The following is a 20,488-nucleotide window of genomic DNA, read 5'->3' as shown; positions in this document are numbered from 1 at the left end:
TCAGTCCCCTTTAATAGACGGCAAAACCAAGGGTAAACCCTGCAGTAAACATAAAAAAACTTTCTAAAGAAGTAGATTGGCCTGCATCTACTTTAAATAGAAAGTAATTTTTTGTATGAACTATTGAATTGTAATGGAAAATCAAGCTAAATGCTAGGAATAATTAACTTCTGTCCTGGCTTTATAACTGTTGATTGCAGATCATTCCGATCTTTAATCAAATATACGATATATCTGATATCATGGCTGCCATCTGAAACTTGTTTTGCAATATTCCAAAGTGTATCGCCTGATTGCACCCTAATAATTTGTTCTTCCGCGGAAGCGGCTTCCGGAGTATTACTCGAAGCGTATGTCCCCATAAGTAGGAAGCTCGTAAACAATAAGAAAAACACAGCAGTGCAAACGACGAGCTTAACAGTATGACGCTTTATGAAATGCTTAATCAAGCGGTTGACCTTTGTTGCTTTGTTCGTATCTTGTTTATGAATGGTTCTATAAAAACTTGGACTGGTTATCATTTATCAACACCCCAAACGTTTGTTCTGTTTTTAGATTACACGAACAAACGTTTGGTGTCAACGAAAAAAATACGAACCTCTGTACTTAAGAACTTATGTTTGTACGAACTCGAGTTCTATGTTATAATTTTTTGCAAACCTACTAATGGAGTGATTGCAGTGTCGAAGATTTCTAACCGACAACATTCAATTCTTGAATTTATTAAGAATGAAGTTCGGGAGAAAGGCTATCCACCCTCCGTTCGAGAAATCGGCGAAGCTGTTGGATTGTTGTCCAGTTCAACCGTTCACGGTCATTTGGACCGTCTAGAGAAAAAAGGTTTAATACGCCGAGATCCTACTAAACCGCGTGCTATTGAAATTTTGGATCAAGAAAGCTCTGATGGCATTATCCCGCTTTCCGTTGCTAGAGTACCTATTGTTGGTAAAGTTACCGCTGGTGTGCCGATTACTGCTACAGAAAATATTGAAGAATATTTCCCGCTTCCTTCTCATTTTGTTGGTGACAGCAGTGTTTTTATATTGAATGTCATGGGCGAGAGTATGATTGAAGCAGGTATTCATGACGGGGATTATGTTATCGTTCGTCAACAGCAAACGGCAAACAATGGTGAGATCGTCGTTGCAATGACTGAGGACGACGAAGCAACAGTCAAAACATTTTACAAAGAGAAAAATCATATTCGTTTGCAGCCGGAAAATTCCACAATGCAGCCTATATTACTTCAAAATGTAACGATTCTAGGTAAAGTCATTGGACTTTTCCGTGATATTCATTAATACCAACTAATATGTACATAAAGAAAAGGCTGAATCAACGACGTTGATTCAGCCTTTTCTTTGACTATTATGTTAACGATCTTGCTTAAAGGTTTGGTATCGTCTGCCATTCTCAAGCCTTTCAACAAAATTCTAATTTTTAGCGCTCCAATGACATGGGTCCAAAATTGTTGTGCGGGAACATTACGTTCAAGCTGATACAGCTCCCACTCTCCACTATGCTTTTGTATAACTAGCTAAGCTGCTTGTTTGCCAACACCAGATCTTCTATATTTTCGCATAATAAAAAAAAGTGCAAGTAAATTATAGTGTCTGTCATATTCAGTCACTTTTTTGTTTATTGCAAAGCCAGCGATCTCATCGTTCACAGTTACGAAATCATGAATTAATCAGCTAATGACAAACACCCAATCACTATGAATTTATTACGCATAACATACTGTGTATTCAACTCGTAAGGAGGTGCATTGAAAAATGTCCGGTTACGTGGGTGGAGCTTTCTCAAGCTTAGGAATCATCTTAGTATTATTCATTCTACTGGTGATCATTGCTTGCAGTTGCGGCGGCTTTGGCTTCGGATATTAATTCGTATTTGAGCCATTCTTAATATTAGCAAAAGAAGATCCATTTGATGGATCTTCTTTTTGCTTTTCAGACTCCTTCCAACCATTAGTTTGTTATTTAAATGGAGAGAAGTTAAATTACACGTTTTCTTAACAGTACGGCAGTTGTTCTTAAATTAGAAATTCGTATTAGCTTCTTGCGGTCAAGTTTCGGATAATCATAAAGTAAACCTTCATATACGATTTGCATTTGCTCATTTTTAAGAAAATCATGAGGTGTCACTTGCGCGGATGGTCGTTCCCACAAGTTTATACCGCTGCTCCGCATAGCTTCAGCAACAAACTGGGAGCAGAAATACGAATCTGTTGGCTCGATATTAAGCTCAAGCAGTACACCTAACAATCCGATTAAATTGTATCGGTAATTTTCTTTATTTTTTTCAAACTCACGAATGTATTGAAGCAATGCGGCATGTTGTTTTTCTGATAAAGCAATCTTCAGAAGAACACAGCGCGTATTAGGGAAATATCGAAACGTCCCAGTATAGACGTTTTCTTTGACAAATCCAGCGATTAACGGGTTGTTCGCACGTTTACGCCCAAAGCTGTATATATTCTTTAGATTTATATCCAGTGCAAGTGAAGCGTGATTATAGGGTGCACCAGTAAATAATTTGATCATCCGAGTAAACCATGTGCCCGTGTCCGTAAGCAGCACATAAATATTGCTATTAGTTTCTTCATCTATTCTAGTTTCTGACATGATGCTCACCTCATTTATCGTAGAATATCCAGGTTATAGTTAGGCCGTTTTTGAGTTTAAGATATATGACACGATTTCGTTTATTAGCTTGGGTTGATTAACTGTTATGAATATAACAACAATATAACCACTCGAATAGTACTAACTCTATGTGGTACTGGCTCTAGTCAACCTAAAAAGACCAGCCACGAACACATTATCCATGTTATGACGCATATATATCATCTTTATACAAGCACTAGACCGTAGCTCTTAGACCTGTATACTTTTCTTTAGACGCGTTTTGAGTCCACTGCTTAAATATGGTTCTTATAATCTCTAAAACCGAACTCAGCGCATCATAGACGTTGCTGAGCGATGTTATAGGTTATTTACCGACATATGATTAACAAATGCCTGTGCCTTCACTTCATTAGGCTTTATTTAAGCTGTATAACTGAACGCAAAAAAAGAAACCTCAACGCCAGCAGCGTTGAGGTTTTTGAATTTTAGTAAAGAGTCAAATACTGATCGCGTTCCCATTGGTGAACTTGTGTACGGTACATATCCCACTCGATTTCTTTAAGCTCGTAGAAATGTGCAAGAGCATGATCACCCAGCGCATCGCAGATGATATCACTTCTGAGCATTTCATCCAGTGCTTCTTTCAAATCAAGCGGTAAGCTCGGGATGCCTGCATCCTGACGCTCTTCCTCTGTCATAATATAGATGTTCCGATCTGTTGGTGCTGGTAAAGGTAGCTTGTTTTGAATGCCGTCAAGACCAGCTCTGAGCATTACAGCAAGTGCCAAATACGGGTTGGCAGCTGGATCTGGATTCCGTACTTCTACACGTGTGCTAAGACCGCGCGAAGCAGGAATACGGATCATTGGCGAGCGGTTGCTTGCAGACCATGCTACATAACAAGGCGCTTCATAACCAGGCACAAGACGTTTATAGGAGTTAATTGTTGGATTCGTAATAGCAGCCATTGCACGCGCATGAAGCAGGATTCCTGCCATGTAGTGACGAGCAGCAGCACTTAGGCCAAGCTTGTCCTTCTCATCGTAAAACACGTTTGTATCGCCTTTAAACAACGATTGGTGACAGTGCATACCCGAACCGTTCACGCCAAACAACGGTTTAGGCATAAATGATGCATGCAAGCCATGCTCGCGAGCAACTGTTTTTACGACTAGCTTAAATGTTTGAATTTGGTCAGCCGCTTTAATCGCATCGGCATATTTAAAGTCGATCTCATGCTGGCCTGGTGCCACTTCATGATGGGATGCTTCAATCTCGAAGCCCATTTCTTCAAGTGTCAAGACGATTTCACGGCGACAGTTCTCACCCATATCCATAGGCGCTAAGTCGAAGTAACCGCCTTGGTCATTAAGCTCCGTCGTAGGTTCACCGCGCTCATCGGTTTTGAACAAGAAAAATTCCGGTTCTGGACCAACGTTCATTGCTGTGTATCCTAGATCTTCTGCTTCCTTCAATGCACGTTTCAAAATACCGCGCGGATCTCCAGCGAATGGCGTTCCATCTGGCATGTAAATATCACAGATCAAGCGAGCAACACGATCTTGTGTTACCCATGGGAATACAACCCATGTATCAAGATCAGGATACAGATACATATCTGATTCTTCAATACGTACATAACCTTCGATAGAAGAACCATCGAACATCATTTTGTTATCCAACGCTTTTTCAAGCTGGCTTACAGGAATTTCAACATTTTTAATTGTTCCGAGCAAATCCGTAAATTGCAAACGAATAAATCGAACATTTTGTTCCTGTGCTATACGTCTAATATCGTCTTTAGTGTAACTCACAGAATCATCTCCTTAGTTTGCGAAGCAATAGTTATCATGTTAAATTAGCGCTTATTTAAGAAACGAGTCAATTGTCCTTGAATTAGCGAAGCTTGTCCAGGTCTCTTCTCCAGCAATTGCTGTTTAAGCAGTCGGTGAAGCTGCTGATCGGATAGCTCACGGCGCTTCACTTCCGATTGCTCACTGACAATTGTCGCATCATCAGATTCCTTGGATACAGGATTCATTACTTGCTTAATGCCGGCGATATTAACGCCCTTCTCAATTAACGATTTAATTTCCAAAAGCCGTTCTACGTCATTAAATGAAAATAACCGCTGATTGCCTGCTGTTCTTGCAGGAACGATTAGTTCATGCTGCTCGTAATAACGGATTTGGCGGGCTGTTAAATCCGTCAGCTTCATAACGATGCCGATGGGAAATAAGGCCATATTTCTGCGAATATCATCAGCCATGTCGCATCAACCTTCCAGTCGCTCTTTTATATGTTCATTCTAACCGTTACAACGCAAATGTGTCAAGTTATGTAAGGTTTAATCACAATTAAACCACTGTCTACAAGGCGATATAATGCGGTTAAAACACCATATTTAGCGTGAGCATACGTCAGTCCACCCTGCATATATGCAATGTAAGGTTCGCGTATTGGAGCATCAGCTGATAGCTCTAAACTGCCTCCTTGAATGAACGTTCCTGCCGCCATAATGACAGCATTCTCATATCCAGGCATATCCCAAGGCTCGGGAACCACATGCGAATCAACAGCAGCTGCCTGCTGTATCCCTTGAACAAAAGCGATTAAATGATCAGCTTGTCCAAAACGAACCGCTTGGATGAGATCTGTACGCGGCTCATTCCATCTCGGTTTTGTTTCGAACCCAAGCACTTCAAATAAAGCAGCAGCAAGCACACTTCCTTTGATAGCCTGTCCGACCAAATGAGGGGCTAAAAATAAACCTTGGAACATGGAGCGGAGCGTGCCTAACATTGCGCCTACCTCTCCTCCGATGCCCGGAGCAGTCAAGCGGTAAGCAGCAGCTTCAACGGCAAAAGCTTTCCCGGCAATATAACCACCCGTTTCAGCCAAGCCCCCGCCTGGGTTTTTAATAAGCGAGCCCGCCATCAAATCTACTCCAACTTGAGTAGGCTCGAGCAGCTCTGTAAATTCACCATAACAATTGTCCACAAAAACAATCAGGTCCGGCTTTATTGCTTTTACCCTATTTACGATAGTTTCAATCTCCGAAACGGTAAATGAAGCTCTCCAATCGTAACCACGCGAGCGCTGAATACCGATGACCTTCGTTTTTTCCGAGATCGCTTGCTCAATTTGAGCCCAGTCCAATCCACCATCCTCAAGGAGCGCTACCTCAGAATATTTCACGCCCCAATCCTGCAAGGAGCCCATGCCGTCTCCAGGCTTCCCGATAACTTTATGCAGCGTATCGTAAGGTCTTCCCGTAACGTACAGGAGCTCATCCCCAGGGCGCAGCACTCCAAATAAGGCACAGCTGATCGTATGTGTTCCAGAAACGAAATGCGGCCTAACGATAGCCGCTTCCGCTCCCATTACCTCTGCGTAAACAAGATCAAGTATTTCACGGCCGCGATCATTATAGCCATATCCCGTTGAACCGGTAAAATGAAAATCGCTTACTTTGTGATGTTGAAACGCTTCTATGACCTTCCACTGATTCCGCTCAGCTATCTTGTCAATGCTGCGAAAAGCTTCTGAGGCAAGCACCTCGGACTGCTCTGCTAGCTGCTCTAGGTGCTCCCATAGTCTTTGGTTTACATGTTGCCTGTTCATTATGATATCTTCTCCTTAAAGTTTTGCGCAGCAAAATCACTTCGTAAGCATAAGCCTAAGTTTTGCGCAGCAAAACTACTTCGTAAGCAAACCCTACTCAATATATTGTTTTAAACGATGACCGTGCTGCTCGTATTCCTGCTTACTCACATGAACGGTAAGTCGTAAGCTTTCTTCATTCACTTCTTGATTGATAACCTCGCCGCTTCGATAAGCAAGTGCGATCAAATCTCCACGTTCTGCCGGTACGTTAAAGACTACTACGTCTCCGCTGAGCTTATCTTGCACGGTTTGCTTTAATAGCTCTAGATCCCCAGCATCGTACGCGCTGATGACAAGATTGTCGCCGCTAGTAATCGGCAAATCTGCTAATGAACCGTTATTTACACACATATCTTTCTTATTGTAGACCATAATATAGGGTTTATCCGCGGCGCCAAGCTCACCTAAAATTTTGTTAACGACTGCAATTTGCTCATCCCGCATTGGAGAGCTGCTGTCGATGACATGAAGCACTAGATCAGCCTCGCATACCTCTTCTAACGTCGCCCGAAATGCTGCTACAAGATCTGTCGGCAAGTTTTGAATAAAACCTACCGTATCTGTAAGTATAATTTCTCGGCCATTTGGCAGCTCAAGTGTTCTTGAGGTGGGATCAAGCGTTGCGAACAATTGATTTTCTACATACACATCTGCATGAGTAAGCTCGCGAAGCAGCGTCGATTTCCCGGCATTCGTATAGCCAACAAGAGCTACTTGAATGGCGCCGGATTTTTTGCGACGCTCGCGATGCAATTTACGGTGGCGTACAACCTCGTCAAGCACCGTCTTCAGGTCAAAAATCCGATCACGAATATGACGGCGATCCGTCTCGAGTTTCGTTTCACCTGGACCGCGGGTACCAATGCCTCCGCCAAGACGTGACAGGTTTTTGCTTTGTCCAGATAGACGCGGCAAAAGATAGCTGAGCTGGGCCAGCTCAACCTGAATAATACCTTCGCGCGTTTTGGCACGACCTGCGAAAATATCCAAAATCAGCTGGGTGCGGTCAACGATTTTTAAATCCAGTGATTCTTCCAAATTGCGAACCTGAGCGCCGGACAGCTCTTGATCAAAGATAGCCGTTGTAGCGCCCAGTTCATCAGCTAGAGCCTTTACTTCTTGTACTTTTCCTTTGCCGATAAACCATTTGGAATCGACGGTTTCTTTGTTTTGCGTAATGGACGTCAGCACTTCAACCCCTGCTGTTTCCGTCAGCTGTACAAGCTCCTGTAGCGACAGCTCGGGGTCTCCGCCTTTCCGCTTGTCTTTTGACGTAACTAAGCTAATCAGTATCGCTTTTTCAATCATGTTCGTATTCGTATCGAATGTTATCTCGCTCATCTCATACTCCTTCTAAACTACGCAATCATATTGGTTTCGTGTCCCACTTTAAATCATCTGGTCTAATCGTCATTAATTCCTGCTTAGCGGGAACGGAACTGGCATACTGCGTAAGCAAACGAACGGCCTGAAACCTGATCGCTTTCTCTATTACATTTCGAACATACCTGGCATTGCTGAACGAGAACATGGTGTTTAGCTTTTCCTGCATTAAATGCTGTCTTAGTTTAAATATGGTCTGAGGCTGCAATATATAATCACGGTCCTTAGCCATGAGCTCACTAATCTGAATCAATTGATCAACCGAATAATCCGGAAACTCGATTTGGATCGGAAAACGTGACGGCAAGCCTGGATTTGTGAGCAAAAAATCGTCGATTTCGGCAGGATAACCCGCAAGTATGAGCACAAAATGATTTTTGTGATCCTCCATTGCTTTTACAAGCGTATCGATCGCTTCCTTGCCAAAATCTTTTTCTCCGCCTCGAGCTAGACTGTACGCTTCATCAACAAACAACACTCCGCCGATTGCTTTTCGAACGAGATCTCGCGTCTTCTGAGCGGTATGTCCAATATATTCGCCAACAAGATCAGCTCGCTCCACCTCAATCAAATGTCCTTTGGTGAGTACACCCATCTTTTGAAACAGCTTCGCGACGATGCGGGCGATTGTTGTTTTTCCTGTCCCTGGATTGCCTTTAAAAATCATATGATACACATGAGAGCCGCCAAATAATCCTGCTTCAGAACGCATTCGGCTAATATAAAGCAACGCATATATTTCGTACACAAGAGATTTCACGTTGTCCATGCCAATCATCGGTTCAAGCTCTTTCTGAATGTCAGCATAATGATCGACGCCCGGCAGCGGCTTCACTGCAGGCAGCGGTTCTGTCTCTAAAGCAGGAGCAGAGGCCCCAGTCTGAAATGTTTCTTGCGTTCTTAGGACCACATTGATTTGACGGGAAGGCCTTGCAGTGCCATTGCCGGATCCCGATTTGACGTGTCCACTCATCTGTGGCATCACCTATCCTTTGCTTCGAAAGCTGTAGCGGCTAACCGCACTACAAGTTTATTCTACTTTGCAGCAGCATATTAGCAGATTTACAGCTTCGAATCGGAAGAGTGGAATCCGAGACTAAGCAATAGAGAGTCGAGCTTCCACTTTGTAAAAGCTAGTACTTCACGCGACTCATTATAGACAGGATTTAGCACCTTTGACTTTGTACCAGCGACTTGAAACTGAACAAAATCAAGCTTTTTGGCTATCTCCGTCGATCTTGCAGCATGATAATCATGAGTGATGACAATTAGTGTTGACAGGCCTTGCTGCTCTGCGATCTTCTTGCTGAATTCAAGATTTTCGTACGTGCTGGTCGCTTTATTTTCTAGCAACAGCTTGTCAGCTGAAATACCTTTTGTTATGAGATAGTCCCTCATACCCTCGGCTTCTGTTTTCTTTGAACCGTTGCCATCCAATCCACCTGTCAAAATAAGCTTGTCTACCGTACCCGCCTTGTATAATTGCCAAGCAAGGTCAAGCCGTTCCTTCAGTGCTGGACTTGGCACATCATTCCACAAAGCAGCACCAAGAACGATCCCTGCATCCGATGGAACAAGCGGCTTATTCGTATCGAAACCATTAATTAACCACAGTAAATATCCACACCAGAACACGCCTGCACATATTAACCAGGCAACAACACGAAACAAGAGCAGCCACGGACGCTTTTTCTTCGATCTTCTGCGCGGGCTGCTCCTTGAGACGGTTGCCTTCCTCATGATTCGCTTAATTCCCCGGTTTTTGCAAGCAAGCTCTTGCGATGCTTAAGGCTCAGCGTAAAATACCGGAACCGTCCGTTTCGTATGCTCGATAGTAATTTTCCTGCTGTTTTGCGAGCAAGTGCAACATCCTTGCCATTAACATCACCTTGCCTTAAGGCATCCTCCAGCTCATCCTCGTCCATGAGAAATACCTCGCCGCTAGGCAGCACAACCACGTCCAAATATAAATCATCGAACCAAGGCACCTGCTGATCGGTTAAGCCTTGCGTTTTGCAAACATCGATATACCATTGCACGACGCGTCCCTTGTCATCAAACATCGTCGTGACGACAAAATGCTCGCCTCTAGGAAAATGCTGCATCCACAAGTATCCGCGATCTGCCAAACATAATCTACGTCCGTTATATTCCTTCCATAACGGCTCACGCAATTCATGAATCCGGTAAAACGTCACGAGACCTTTGAACTCTTCACCGTCCAGCGCTAGGCACGTATAGCTCTTACGCAAGATACGCCGCCAGTTAGCTCGGTCTGAAAATTTTCTCTTCATACGGAACGTACCCTTCCGTTCATTTGGGAAAAGCTCGCAAGCAACCTGCACAGCTCTTCTTGGCTTTGTTTACACAACGAACATTTTGCGACCAACGACAATTGAAATTTACCTATAAAAAAAGATTACCATAACTTAACGTCCATCTCCAGCCGACAGCCAAAATAAACCAAGCTCTTTGCGATAAAATAAAAAGAATACCGCCCCGAAAGGCGGTATTCCTCTTATTGCTCAACGATTTCAATCGAATCAATGACGATCTTTTCAGTTGGCAAGTTGTTTTTCAAAGGTGTCTTCGAAATGGCTTTTACAACATCCATGCCACTCTCCACCTTGCCGAAAATCGTATAATTAGGCTCGCGGTTTAAATTTGCAGCATCAGGTCCCGTGCAAATAAAAAATTGGCTGCCACCCGAATTAGGCTTGCTTGCGTTTGCCATCGCAACAATTCCTTCTTCGTATTTCATTTCCGAGCTTAGTTCATCTGGAATTGAATAACCTGGAGTACCGTATCCGTTTCCTTTTGGATCTCCGCCTTGAATCATGAAAGACTCAATAATACGGTGAAATGTTAATCCATCATAAAAGCCTTCTCGAGCGAGAAAAACAAAATTGTTCACCGTTACCGGCGCGTCTTCCGTAAACAGCTTGACTGTAAAATCGCCTTTAGTCGTTTTAAACTTTGCTAAGTACGACTTGTCGAGATCAATCTGCATATCAGGCATCTTGTCCCAGTTCATCAACTTGGCTGAAGCTGAAGCACTATCCCTTCCTGACCCATCCTTGCCGCAGCCAGCTATAACCATAACTGCTGCGACAACAATGATTAAATACAAGAATGGTGCTCTCTTTCTATTCGCCATTGCTAACCACCCGTTTCTTACGTATTGCCGCCGGTTTCAGTATTTCCTAGAGCATTGTTGCTGTTGTTCGTATTTGTGCCAGTGCTTGGAGTTGGCGTCGGTTCACCCGTTCCATTTCCAGGTCCTGGCGGCTCAGTTGTTCCTGGACCTGTACCATCAGTTGGAGGCAGCGTCGGTTCTCCATCACCGCCTTCTACTGGAGGTGTGGGCTCCACTCCGCCCGGCTCATCTGGATTCGGCTCCATTGGCACATCCGGATTCACATCTGTTTCAGGAATGCTGATCTTAACTTTTTGAGATGGAGCACTTTCCAAATCCTGCTCAGCATCATAAGCCACAACATAATATTCATAGGTCATTCCCGGGAATGCACTCATATCATCTACCCCTGTGGAAGTGAGCGAGTCTACGAAGCGGATGAAGTCACTTTCTGAAGCTTCCTTGCGGTAAACCTGATAAGTGACCTTTCCATCCTGATACGGATCCCACGACAATTGAACCTTCATTTCTTCTGGAATAAATACTGCTTTAAAATTTGTTATCGTTGCCGGCGGTTTATTTTCTTTAATGCCTTGCGGTTTCTTAAAGCTTGACTTCGCTACATCCTTCATTGCAGGTTTCATAACCTTGGAGAACATGGAAGCAGCTTGACTGCTGCCTGTCTTAAGGATATGTTCCACATTTGTCTTATCGTATCCCATCCATACGGCTGCTGTCCACTCCGGCGTGTAGCCAACAAACCAGGCATCCCGAATACCCGAGCCTTTGTATCCTGGAATACCATGCTGAGTAGTACCCGTTTTCCCTGCCAATGGACGATCAATTGCTGCTCTTGTACCCGTACCGCCCTTTTGTACGACCGTCTGCATCATCTCCGTCAAATAATAGGCAGTGCTTTCAGACATGAGCTGCTTGGAAGGTGGAGCTTTATATTCGTATTTATAATTATTTTTGCCTTCAATCTTCGAAATCGCATGAGGATCAACAGATCTGCCGCCGTTCGCAAACACGCTGTAAGCTGTTGCCATTTGCATAGGCGTTGCACCTTTGGACAAGCCCCCAAGTGCAGCTGTTAAATTACGATCATCTTTCTCAAGCTCGATGCCAAGCTTGCTTGAAAAAGCAAACCCTTGCTTCAAGCCTACTTGATTCAGCATCCAAACGGAGGCAAGATTTCGAGAATCCTTAATCGCCTGCTGCATCGTAACTGCAGTTGCTCCCCATCTATCCGTCGGGCAATAGCTGCCGTAACATTTCTTGTCATTTGCAAGTACAGTCCATGGATAATACTTGCCCGTCTCAAGAGCAGGACCATATGAGATAATCGGTTTGAAAGCTGAACCTGGCTGGCGAGGAACCTCTACCCGGTTAAGTCCCTTTTTCACGTAATCTCTGCCGCCTGTTAAGGCTTGAATCGTGCCATCGCGGTGATCAATAATGATCATTGCGCCTTGCACCTGTTGGTCATCCTTGCTCTTCTCAAAGTTGTCATCATCGTTAAACTGTGTATCCATCGTATCCTGTGCTTGCGGGTTTAGCGACGTATAAATCCGGAAACCGCCGATCCGAAGCTCTTCCTCGGATTTCCCAGTCTTCTCCATCGCTTCTTCAACCACATAATCAATAAATGCTGGATACTTTTCGGTATTTCTTTCTTCATGATTTTTAGGAATTTCATACACGACCGCTTTCGCTTCTTCCATCTCTGCTGCCGTAATCAAGCCTTGATCGAACATAAGCTTAAGCACAACTGCTCTCCTGTTCATCGAATCCTCAGGATGATTGATTGGATTGTAGCGGTTCGGCGCTTTCGGCATAGCGGCAATAGTAGCAATCTGCCAAAGCTCCAGCTTATCAAGATCAGTGTCAAAATAATACTTGGCTGCTTCCTTAACGCCATGTACTCTCTTGCCAAAAAATATTCGATTCAAATACATCGTTAAAATTTGTTCCTTGGACATCTTGTGCTCAAGCGCTACCGCAATAGAGGCTTCCGTTGCTTTACGGAAAAACGTCTTATCCGCGGTTAGAAATACGTTTTTGGCAAGCTGCTGGGTAATCGTACTCGCTCCCTCAACAGCGCTGCGTGCGATAACGTCCTTCACAACAGCACGTCCGATAGCAAAAAAATCGATTCCTGAATGTTCATAGAAACGTTGGTCCTCTGTTGCTACAATAGCATCAAGCAGTTGCTTTGGAATTTCCGAAAATTCAGCAATCTCACGATTTTCATTTGGATCGGACAATCGTGAAATTTCATTCCCATTCACATCATAAATGATGGATGCTTCACCCATAGTCAGCTTGTTCGCATTTTCAGTCAGAACTCGTTCACCGTTCAGCACGATAAGCAAGTATCCGATCAAGCCGCATACGATGGCGATTACAGCGGTGAAAAATAATCCATAAAACCATTTCTTTCCTGATATCTTCTTTTTCTTCTTTTGTTTAGAAGTTTTAGGTGCAGTTGTTTTGCTTGGTCGTTCAGCCATAGCCGACTCCCCTCCTGTTGTTCAATTGTCTGTCTAATCTAGTTTTACCACAAAATGAAAAGAGCAACCCAGCTTGGAGCGGGGTTGCTCTTGCCTGCCGCTATCTAGTTAAACGAGACACGTTATAAGAAAGTTTCACTAACTGATTAAGGCTATGAATCGGAACTGTTATGATCTTGCTGCATAAGAGAAACATTCCGCTGCGGGGTGAACGTCGAAATAGCATGTTTGTATACCATTTGTTGACGACCTTCGCTGTCGATGATAATCGTAAAATTATCGAACGCTTTAATAACGCCCCGAATTTGGAAGCCATTCATTAAAAAAACCGTAACCGGTATGTTGTCTTTGCGAAGCTGATTCAGGAACGTATCTTGAATATTGATCGATTTGTTCATTGGACGTTACCCCCGTCTTAAAAAGATTGATTAGAAGTATATTCAAGATTAACTTGAAACTTTCCTGCTATTATATCATGAACAGATTGCAAATTGTTGTGAAAATTTTCCCCCATATCAATCCAATGAATGTCTTTCATATGACGGAACCAGGAAAGCTGGCGTTTTGCAAACCTTCTCGTATCTCTTTTCAGTAGCTCTACCGCTGCTTCCAATGAGCATTCTCCCTGTAAATATTGTGCAATCTCTTTGTAGCCAAGACCCTGCATAGCAACCGCTGCAGGCGGCAAATCTCTCTCAAGTAGGCGCCTCACCTCATCTACTAAACCTAGCTTCATCATCTCATCTATCCGCAACTCTATTCTACGATACAACTCCGCACGGTCCATAGTCAAACCGATGATGCAAAGCTCATATGGAGACACCTTAGTTTGGCCGGCTTGCTGATCGGAGAAGGTTTGTCCAGTCATGTGATAAACTTCCAGCGCACGGATGACGCGGCGCATGTCATTTGGGTGCAATCTCTGCCCTGCTGGAGGGTCGATAGCAGCTAAGCGCGCATGCAAAGCTTCTGCGCCAAATTCAGCCGCATAATGCTCTTGCTCTTGCCGGAATGCAGCATCCGAACCAATTTCTGCAAACTGAAACTGATAACAAACAGACTCCACATATAAGCCAGTACCCCCAACGATAAACGGCAGCTTTCCTCGCTCCGATATTTCCGCGATCGCTTTCGTTGCTCCTGCTTGAAAATCAGCAGCAGAATATGCTTCGTCCGGCTCACAAATGTCGATAAGGTGATGAGGAATCCCTTCACGCTCTTCAAGTCCGATTTTGGCAGTACCAATATCCATGCCGCGATAAACCTGCATGGAATCGCCCGATATGATCTCCGCATTCCAGGCTTTTGCAATATCTAAGCTCATTCGTGTTTTGCCTACAGCTGTAGGACCAATGAGGACCAGCAATGGCTGCTTACGAATCGGAAGCCCTTCTTGATCTAACTGCGTATTGTTTATTTCTTCACTCAAAGCTTTATCACTCCATATGCAATTTTCGAAGTATTCACATGCTTGCGTTCAAATCCGAGTCTTGCAAATTCACCGCTAGCTTGATGCTCCTTTAAAACTACGCTTTTTCTTGCTACACGCTTTGCTTGCTCAATTACTTCATGCGACAAAGCGTCCATATTTGCAATGCCGCGAAGCGGCTCCATCGAGCTGGATTCGTTAATCGGTTTACGGAACATAGGGTCAAAATAAACGATATCTACACTATTGTCAGGCAATCCTTTTAAGTATTCCAAATGATTCAAGCACTTCATGTCAATACGTCTCATTGCCTCATTCACATCAGGAAGGCTAGTTTCATAACCAGCTAGACCCTCTCGAACGATAGCGCATAAGATAGGCTCGCTCTCAATCGCGGTAACAGCTCCTTTAGGTCCAGAGGCATATGAAAACACTAGAGAATCCGAAGCAAGGCCTGCTGTGCAATCAATGATTTGATCTCCTTCCAAACATCCCGAAAGCTGGATAAGAGGATCTGTTTCACCGCGCCGCAGCCGTTTTACCCGCACATATGCCATGCTGGGGTGAAAATAAAGCGGCGTCTCTGATTGTCCGTCATAATAACGAACCTCTTCTTCGGTTACGACAATTAGCTGACTGTCATCGCTTAACGATAACAATTTGTTGACCGTTAAGTTTCCGCGTGCTTTGAGCGAAGCGGCTAGCTCTTCAGAAAGCCGGCTTGCTTGCTCCAAAGCCCGTTCTGAAGGCTTAGCCGTCGTTGTAACAATCAAGACATCACCCGCTTGAACATTTTTTCGAGCTGATAGGTCGATAGATGCACAATGATTGGGCGGCCATGCGGACAAGTATAGGGCTGTTTGCAGCTTGCAAGTCTTGTCAAGAGTGTCTCGCCTTCCTCACGGTTCATACGATCATTTGCTTTAATGGAGGCTTTGCATGCGCACATAATGGCCGCCTTTTCCCTAAGCTTGCCGATATCAATCGTTTTTCGCTCGGATATGAGAAGTTCTGCCATTTCCTCAAGCAAGGATTGCTCCTCGCCTTGAGGCATCCATTCCGGGTAGGAACGAACGAGAAACGTTTGAGGACCGAAGGACTCCAGCTCCACGCCTGCTTGCGCGAACATAGGAATAAGGTCCTTTAATTGCATCGCTTCTCCTGCTGTAAATTCAAGTGTTAAAGGAACAAGCAATTGTTGGCTAGCTGCCTCAGGATTTCCGAATTTTTGAAAGAAATATTCATAATTGATCCGTTCATGCGCAGCATGCTGATCGATTAAATAAAGACCATCCTCCGATTGCGCTACAATGTAGGTGCCGTGGTGCTGTCCAATCCAGTGAAGTTCAGGAAAGGATGGTTGATCCTCTACTGTTTCTTCTTCTGATGGCAGCTCGGCGATCATGGCTTGAACTACTGGCGCCTGCGCCTCATCAAAAAGGTTCTCTTGCGGCACATCCGCCTGGTAAGCTCGTGCCTCAGCGAATTCAAGGGTCACAGCGGCTTCTTGAGCAGCGTTCTGTAACGAATCAGTGTCTAAGGCTGTTTCAAGTGATTTTAGATTAGAATCCGAATCTTTAGACGCTTGCTCCATATGCGTGGGAGCTTCACGGACAGTAAAGTTGTCAATAGGAAACGTTGGAGGAGGAGCATATAACTTCTCTGCCGCATTCCTAGGAACATATTCCCGATCAATAACCGGCGGCTTATAAGGCGTCGATGAAGTCTTATTTGTCGCTGTTGGTTGGTAAGGCTTAAACGATTCCGCCATGGGCTCAGGGCGATGGAAAGAAATCGCATCTTGAACGAACAATGGCTTTGAACGCTCCAGCTTATTGCTTGATTCTGGGCCGGGTATATGCCGCTGGCGACCTAACACCGCTTTAATCGCATCTTCTATCATTGTACGAAGCTCCGGTTCTTTACTGAACCTGACCTCCATTTTGGATGGATGAACGTTTACGTCGAGCAAGCTTGGATGCATTCCTATTTCTAATATCGCAAGCGGAAAACGATTGATCGGCAGCAGCGTATGATAAGCCTGCAGCAAAGACTGATTAATCGTATGACTGCGAATGTAACGTCCATTAACGATTGCAGTAATCCCATTTCGATTCGCACGTGTGAGTTCAGGCTTCGAGATATAGCCGCTCAGCTCGTAATCTGAAGTTTCTGCTTCGATCTTGAGCATCACCTTCGCTGTATTTGAGCCATAAACGGCCGCAATGACTTGAAGTCGATCACCAGTTCCAAGCGTACGAAGCAGTACATTCCCGTTATGCTTGAACGTAAATGCTATGCCCGGATGAGCAAGTGCGATGCGGTTAATATAGTCGGAAATATGTCCTAGCTCCGTCTGAATTGCCTTCATATATTTAAGGCGCGCAGGTGTATTGTAAAATAAATCCCGCACGGTCATTTCCGTGCCCTGCGGAGCATTTGCTGGTTCATCAATGGTAACCTTGCCGCCCTCTATCACAATCCGGCGTGCAAGTCCTGTCGACGTTTCCGAAGACGTGCACTGCAGCCTCGAAACCGCTGCGATACTCGGCAGCGCTTCTCCGCGAAAGCCAAGGCTCGCAATACGGAACAAGTCGCTCGCTGTAGATATTTTGCTCGTCGCATGCCGCTGAAATGCGGTTATGATATCGGCTGCCTCTATGCCGTAGCCGTTGTCGATGACCTTTATAAGCGATAAGCCGCCTTCTTCAATCATAATATCAACCGTTGTACTGCCAGCGTCTACCGCGTTCTCAACAAGCTCTTTGACGACTGAAGCAGGCCGCTCTACCACTTCTCCTGCGGCTATTTGGTTGGCTAGCTGCTCATCCAATATATTAATTTTTGCCATGACGTTGCTGTTCCCCCTTTCACGAAACTAGTCATTTAATTTCGATTTCATATCGTTAAGCCACTGCATAGCTTGCATTGGTGTCAAATTAAACAAATCCAGCTTGCGCAATTGATCCGCCAGCTGCTCCGCTTTCGGATTCGCTTTCTTCCGCACGGGCTCTGCTTCCACAGCAGCTGCTGGCTCATCAAATATTGAAAGCTGTACCATTGCACTGGTTTCCTTTACTCGCTCATTGCGAGTGCTGGAATTGGAAAACACTGAAGAGTCCTCCGGTACTGGGTAAGTGAAACGATTGCTAGAAACAGCACTTTCAGTGCCAGCTGTTGCTTTTGGAGCTTCGTGCGCTATTGTCTCATCAAGCAGCTCATACGCTCGTCCAATGATCGATTGCGGCAGTCCAGCAAGCTGTGCACAGTAAATTCCGTAACTAGTGCTTGCAGCACCTGGAATCAGCTTTCGCAGAAACGTTACATTATCGCCGCTTTCCTCAACCGCCATACGTGCGTTAGTCAAAGATGGCAAAGATTCCTCGAGATGCGCCAGCTCATGGAAATGCGTGGATACCAGCGCTTTGCATCCAATATGATGGTGGACGTACTCAATAACTGCTTGTGCGATTGCCATTCCTTCACCCGTTGAGGTGCCTCTGCCCAGCTCATCAATGATAACAAGGCTGTTCGCCGTTGCTTTCTCTGTCATTAGCTGGATATCCTTCATCTCAACCATGAAGGTGCTTTGCCCGCCGATAAGATCGTCAGCCGCTCCAATTCGTGTGAAAATCCGATCAATTAACGGAATAACCGCTGACTTAGCAGGAACAAAACAGCCCATCTGAGCCATGATGCAAATGAGTGCGACTTGGCGCATGTATGTGCTTTTACCAGCCATATTAGGCCCTGTGATCAGGAGCATCCACTGCTCGTCCTTATGGAGCGAAGTACCATTTGAAATAAATGGCGTACCATCCATCATCGCCTCTACGACTGGATGTTTTCCATCCTCTATGTGCAGATTATAATTCTCAGTCACGCGCGGACGAGAAAAACGACGTTCAGCGCTGACCGTTGCCAGCGATTGGTAAACATCAAGCTCAGCGATAATCGCAGCGGCCTTCTGCAGACGATGAAGGTGTTGCGACAAATGATCACGCAGCTCGATGAAACGCTCATGCTCCAAATCGACCATTTTATCTTCTGCTTCGAGAATCAGCCGCTCCTTCTCTTTGAGCTCAGGAGTTACAAATCGCTCCGCATTTGCCAATGTTTGCTTGCGCTCATATCTGCCTTCAGGCAGGCTTGATAAATTTGCTTTAGAAACTTCTAAGTAATAGCCAAAAATGCGGTTATAGCCGATTTTTAAATTTTTAATGCCTGTTGCCTCGCGCTCTTGACGTTCGAGCTCAGCCAGCCATTTTTTTCCGTTCGTGCTTGCCTCGCGCAGCTGATCCAAATAGTCATCATAGCCAGCTCGGATCAGTCCGCCTTCTCTAATGGTAACTGGAGGATCGTCGACTAACACGGTTTCAATCAGATCAGCTAAATCGGAGCAATTGTCTGTTCCGTCCACAAGTGCTTTGAGGACCTCTGAGCCAGACTGTTCACACAAAGCAGTCAATTGCGGAATGCGGCGAAGCGAGCTGCGAAGTGCATTTAAGTCGCGCCCATTTGCGCTGCCAAAAGCTACTCTGCCGACAAGCCGTTCAAGATCGTAAATAGGCTGAAGCTCTGAGCGTATGTCATCTCTCAAAATTAAATTAAGGTATAAGGTCTCCACTGCATCCAAACGAGCTTCAACGGCAGCGCTGTTTAATAACGGTTTGTCGATCCAGCGGCGCAGAAGCCGCGCTCCCATTGACGTTTGTGTGCGATCAAGGAGCCATAAAAGCGAGCCCTTCTTGTTGCGATCACGGACCGTCTCGGTTAGCTCCAAATTTCTACGTGTATAGTGATCCAAAATCATATATTGATTTGGTTCATAGCTAGTTATCGAACGTACATGTCCAAGTGAGCGTTTTTGTGTTTCGTCCAAATAACCCGTAAGTACACTAACTGCCAGCAGCCTTGCTCCAGATATTTTGGCAAGCTCCTGCTCTCCGAACTGCTCAGTAAGTTTGTCCGCATCCATTGGCTCGCGGGCAGTTAGCAGCAGCTGCTTATTCCATACGGCTGCAGCCTGAACACGATCAAGCAATTCCTTGTCACCGACCAGCTCCGATGGCTGATAAACATTTATTTCATCAATCAGCGCTTCGACATGCTCTTGGAATGAGGTTACATAGAGCTCACCTGTCGATAAATCACATGCCGAAAGACCGAACAGGCCTTGGGAGCGAACGATTGCAGCAATAAAGTTGTTCGTATTTCCGTCGAGCGCCTTCGATTCCATAACGGTACCGGGTGTAATGATCCGAACAATTTCGCGGCGGACAACGCCTTTTGCCGCTGCCGGATCTTCGACTTGCTCGCAGATGGCTACCTTGTAGCCTTTGTCCACTAGTCTGCTAATATAATTTTCAGCGGAATGATAGGGTACACCGCACATCGGTATTTTTTGCTCGCCGCCGCCCTCTCGGCCTGTCAATGTAATTTCCAGCTCGCGCGAAGCGGCTATTGCATCATCAAAAAACATTTCATAAAAATCGCCTAATCGAAAAAATAAAAAAGCATCTTTTGCCTCTTCCTTTATAGCTAGGTATTGCAAAATCATTGGAGTATATCCAGCCATTCCGATCCTCCTCAAAAACGTAGGCAGCATTCTGCTCCGTATATGTTCAAATAATTAATATCGTTAATTACATGCGTGCGAGAAAATAATCCTTTTGCGCCCATGCAGTAAACAGTAGATATTCATTATAACAAGCGGAACAGATGTGCGCCA

18 protein-coding genes are annotated in these 20,488 nt (G+C 44.8%); 2 read left to right on the top strand and 16 right to left on the bottom strand.

The genetic code is table 11. The features are described 5' to 3' along the window. Positions 1-146: 146 nt before the first annotated feature. Positions 147-521 (bottom strand): cell division suppressor protein YneA, encoded by a 375-nt coding sequence (gene yneA, locus AB4Z45_RS01095; protein WP_441907519.1) that lies wholly within the window; start codon positions 519-521, stop codon positions 147-149. 159 nt (positions 522-680) lie between these two features. On the opposite strand from yneA, the gene lexA reads away from it, so the two are divergent. Further along, positions 681-1,301, top strand: a complete 621-nt coding sequence (lexA, locus tag AB4Z45_RS01090; protein ID WP_441907518.1) for a transcriptional repressor LexA — start codon at positions 681-683, stop codon at positions 1,299-1,301. Between the two features lie 474 nt (positions 1,302-1,775). Continuing rightward, the gene (locus AB4Z45_RS01085) at positions 1,776-1,886 is read left to right on the top strand and encodes a sporulation protein YjcZ (RefSeq protein ID WP_083681511.1); all 111 of its coding nucleotides are present in this window, start codon (positions 1,776-1,778) and stop codon (positions 1,884-1,886) included. A 111-nt stretch (positions 1,887-1,997) separates the two neighbouring features. Here the strand turns inward: AB4Z45_RS01085 and AB4Z45_RS01080 are convergent, their stop codons facing one another. From AB4Z45_RS01080 to mutS, 15 genes are all read right to left on the bottom strand, one after another. Next, the gene (locus AB4Z45_RS01080) at positions 1,998-2,627 is read right to left on the bottom strand and encodes a hypothetical protein (RefSeq protein ID WP_441907517.1); all 630 of its coding nucleotides are present in this window, start codon (positions 2,625-2,627) and stop codon (positions 1,998-2,000) included. A 488-nt stretch (positions 2,628-3,115) separates the two neighbouring features. Next, positions 3,116-4,444, bottom strand: coding sequence for a type I glutamate--ammonia ligase (glnA, locus tag AB4Z45_RS01075; protein ID WP_076265805.1), 1,329 nt, complete (start codon positions 4,442-4,444; stop codon positions 3,116-3,118). 44 nt (positions 4,445-4,488) lie between these two features. Next, a complete protein-coding gene (locus AB4Z45_RS01070; RefSeq protein WP_053376247.1) occupies positions 4,489-4,899 on the bottom strand; it encodes a MerR family transcriptional regulator in 411 nt (136 codons plus the stop codon). 62 nt (positions 4,900-4,961) lie between these two features. Continuing rightward, positions 4,962-6,254: a methionine gamma-lyase family protein gene (locus AB4Z45_RS01065; protein ID WP_441907516.1), complete on the bottom strand. Its 1,293-nt coding sequence runs from the start codon at positions 6,252-6,254 to the stop codon at positions 4,962-4,964. A gap of 93 nt (positions 6,255-6,347) precedes the next feature. After that, a complete protein-coding gene (gene hflX / locus AB4Z45_RS01060; RefSeq protein WP_441907515.1) occupies positions 6,348-7,637 on the bottom strand; it encodes a GTPase HflX in 1,290 nt (429 codons plus the stop codon). A gap of 25 nt (positions 7,638-7,662) precedes the next feature. Beyond that, the gene (locus AB4Z45_RS01055) at positions 7,663-8,652 is read right to left on the bottom strand and encodes an AAA family ATPase (RefSeq protein WP_339202714.1); all 990 of its coding nucleotides are present in this window, start codon (positions 8,650-8,652) and stop codon (positions 7,663-7,665) included. An 89-nt stretch (positions 8,653-8,741) separates the two neighbouring features. After that, the gene (locus AB4Z45_RS01050; protein WP_441907514.1) at positions 8,742-9,419 is read right to left on the bottom strand and encodes a YdcF family protein; all 678 of its coding nucleotides are present in this window, start codon (positions 9,417-9,419) and stop codon (positions 8,742-8,744) included. After that, positions 9,416-9,973, bottom strand: coding sequence for a DUF402 domain-containing protein (locus AB4Z45_RS01045; RefSeq protein WP_076265800.1), 558 nt, complete (start codon positions 9,971-9,973; stop codon positions 9,416-9,418). Before AB4Z45_RS01045 ends, AB4Z45_RS01050 begins: the two co-directional genes overlap by 4 nt. A 224-nt stretch (positions 9,974-10,197) precedes the next feature. Further along, positions 10,198-10,836, bottom strand: coding sequence for a peptidylprolyl isomerase (locus AB4Z45_RS01040; protein WP_441907513.1), 639 nt, complete (start codon positions 10,834-10,836; stop codon positions 10,198-10,200). A gap of 17 nt (positions 10,837-10,853) precedes the next feature. Next, positions 10,854-13,328, bottom strand: a complete 2,475-nt coding sequence (locus tag AB4Z45_RS01035; protein ID WP_441907512.1) for a PBP1A family penicillin-binding protein — start codon at positions 13,326-13,328, stop codon at positions 10,854-10,856. 152 nt (positions 13,329-13,480) lie between these two features. Further along, positions 13,481-13,726, bottom strand: a complete 246-nt coding sequence (hfq, locus tag AB4Z45_RS01030; protein ID WP_076265797.1) for an RNA chaperone Hfq — start codon at positions 13,724-13,726, stop codon at positions 13,481-13,483. Positions 13,727-13,743: 17 nt separating this feature from the next. Continuing rightward, on the bottom strand, positions 13,744-14,757 hold the full coding sequence (gene miaA, locus AB4Z45_RS01025; protein WP_441907511.1) for a tRNA (adenosine(37)-N6)-dimethylallyltransferase MiaA: 1,014 nt from the start codon (positions 14,755-14,757) through the stop codon (positions 13,744-13,746). Next, positions 14,754-15,530: a class I SAM-dependent methyltransferase gene (locus AB4Z45_RS01020; protein WP_441907510.1), complete on the bottom strand. Its 777-nt coding sequence runs from the start codon at positions 15,528-15,530 to the stop codon at positions 14,754-14,756. Before AB4Z45_RS01020 ends, miaA begins: the two co-directional genes overlap by 4 nt. Continuing rightward, positions 15,527-17,608 (bottom strand): DNA mismatch repair endonuclease MutL, encoded by a 2,082-nt coding sequence (mutL, locus tag AB4Z45_RS01015; protein ID WP_441907509.1) that lies wholly within the window; start codon positions 17,606-17,608, stop codon positions 15,527-15,529. The genes AB4Z45_RS01020 and mutL overlap by 4 nt, the downstream gene beginning before the upstream one ends. Before the next feature lie 27 nt (positions 17,609-17,635). After that, entirely contained in the window at positions 17,636-20,335 is a 2,700-nt protein-coding gene (gene mutS / locus AB4Z45_RS01010; protein ID WP_441907508.1) for a DNA mismatch repair protein MutS, read from the bottom strand. Between the last annotated feature and the right edge of the window lie 153 nt (positions 20,336-20,488).

Origin of the sequence: Paenibacillus sp. MCAF9, assembly GCF_052114265.1 — a bacterium.
Classification (GTDB): domain Bacteria; phylum Bacillota; class Bacilli; order Paenibacillales; family Paenibacillaceae; genus Pristimantibacillus.
Note: the sequence above shows the minus strand (reverse complement) of the source record. Positions and strands in the feature narration are given on the sequence as shown.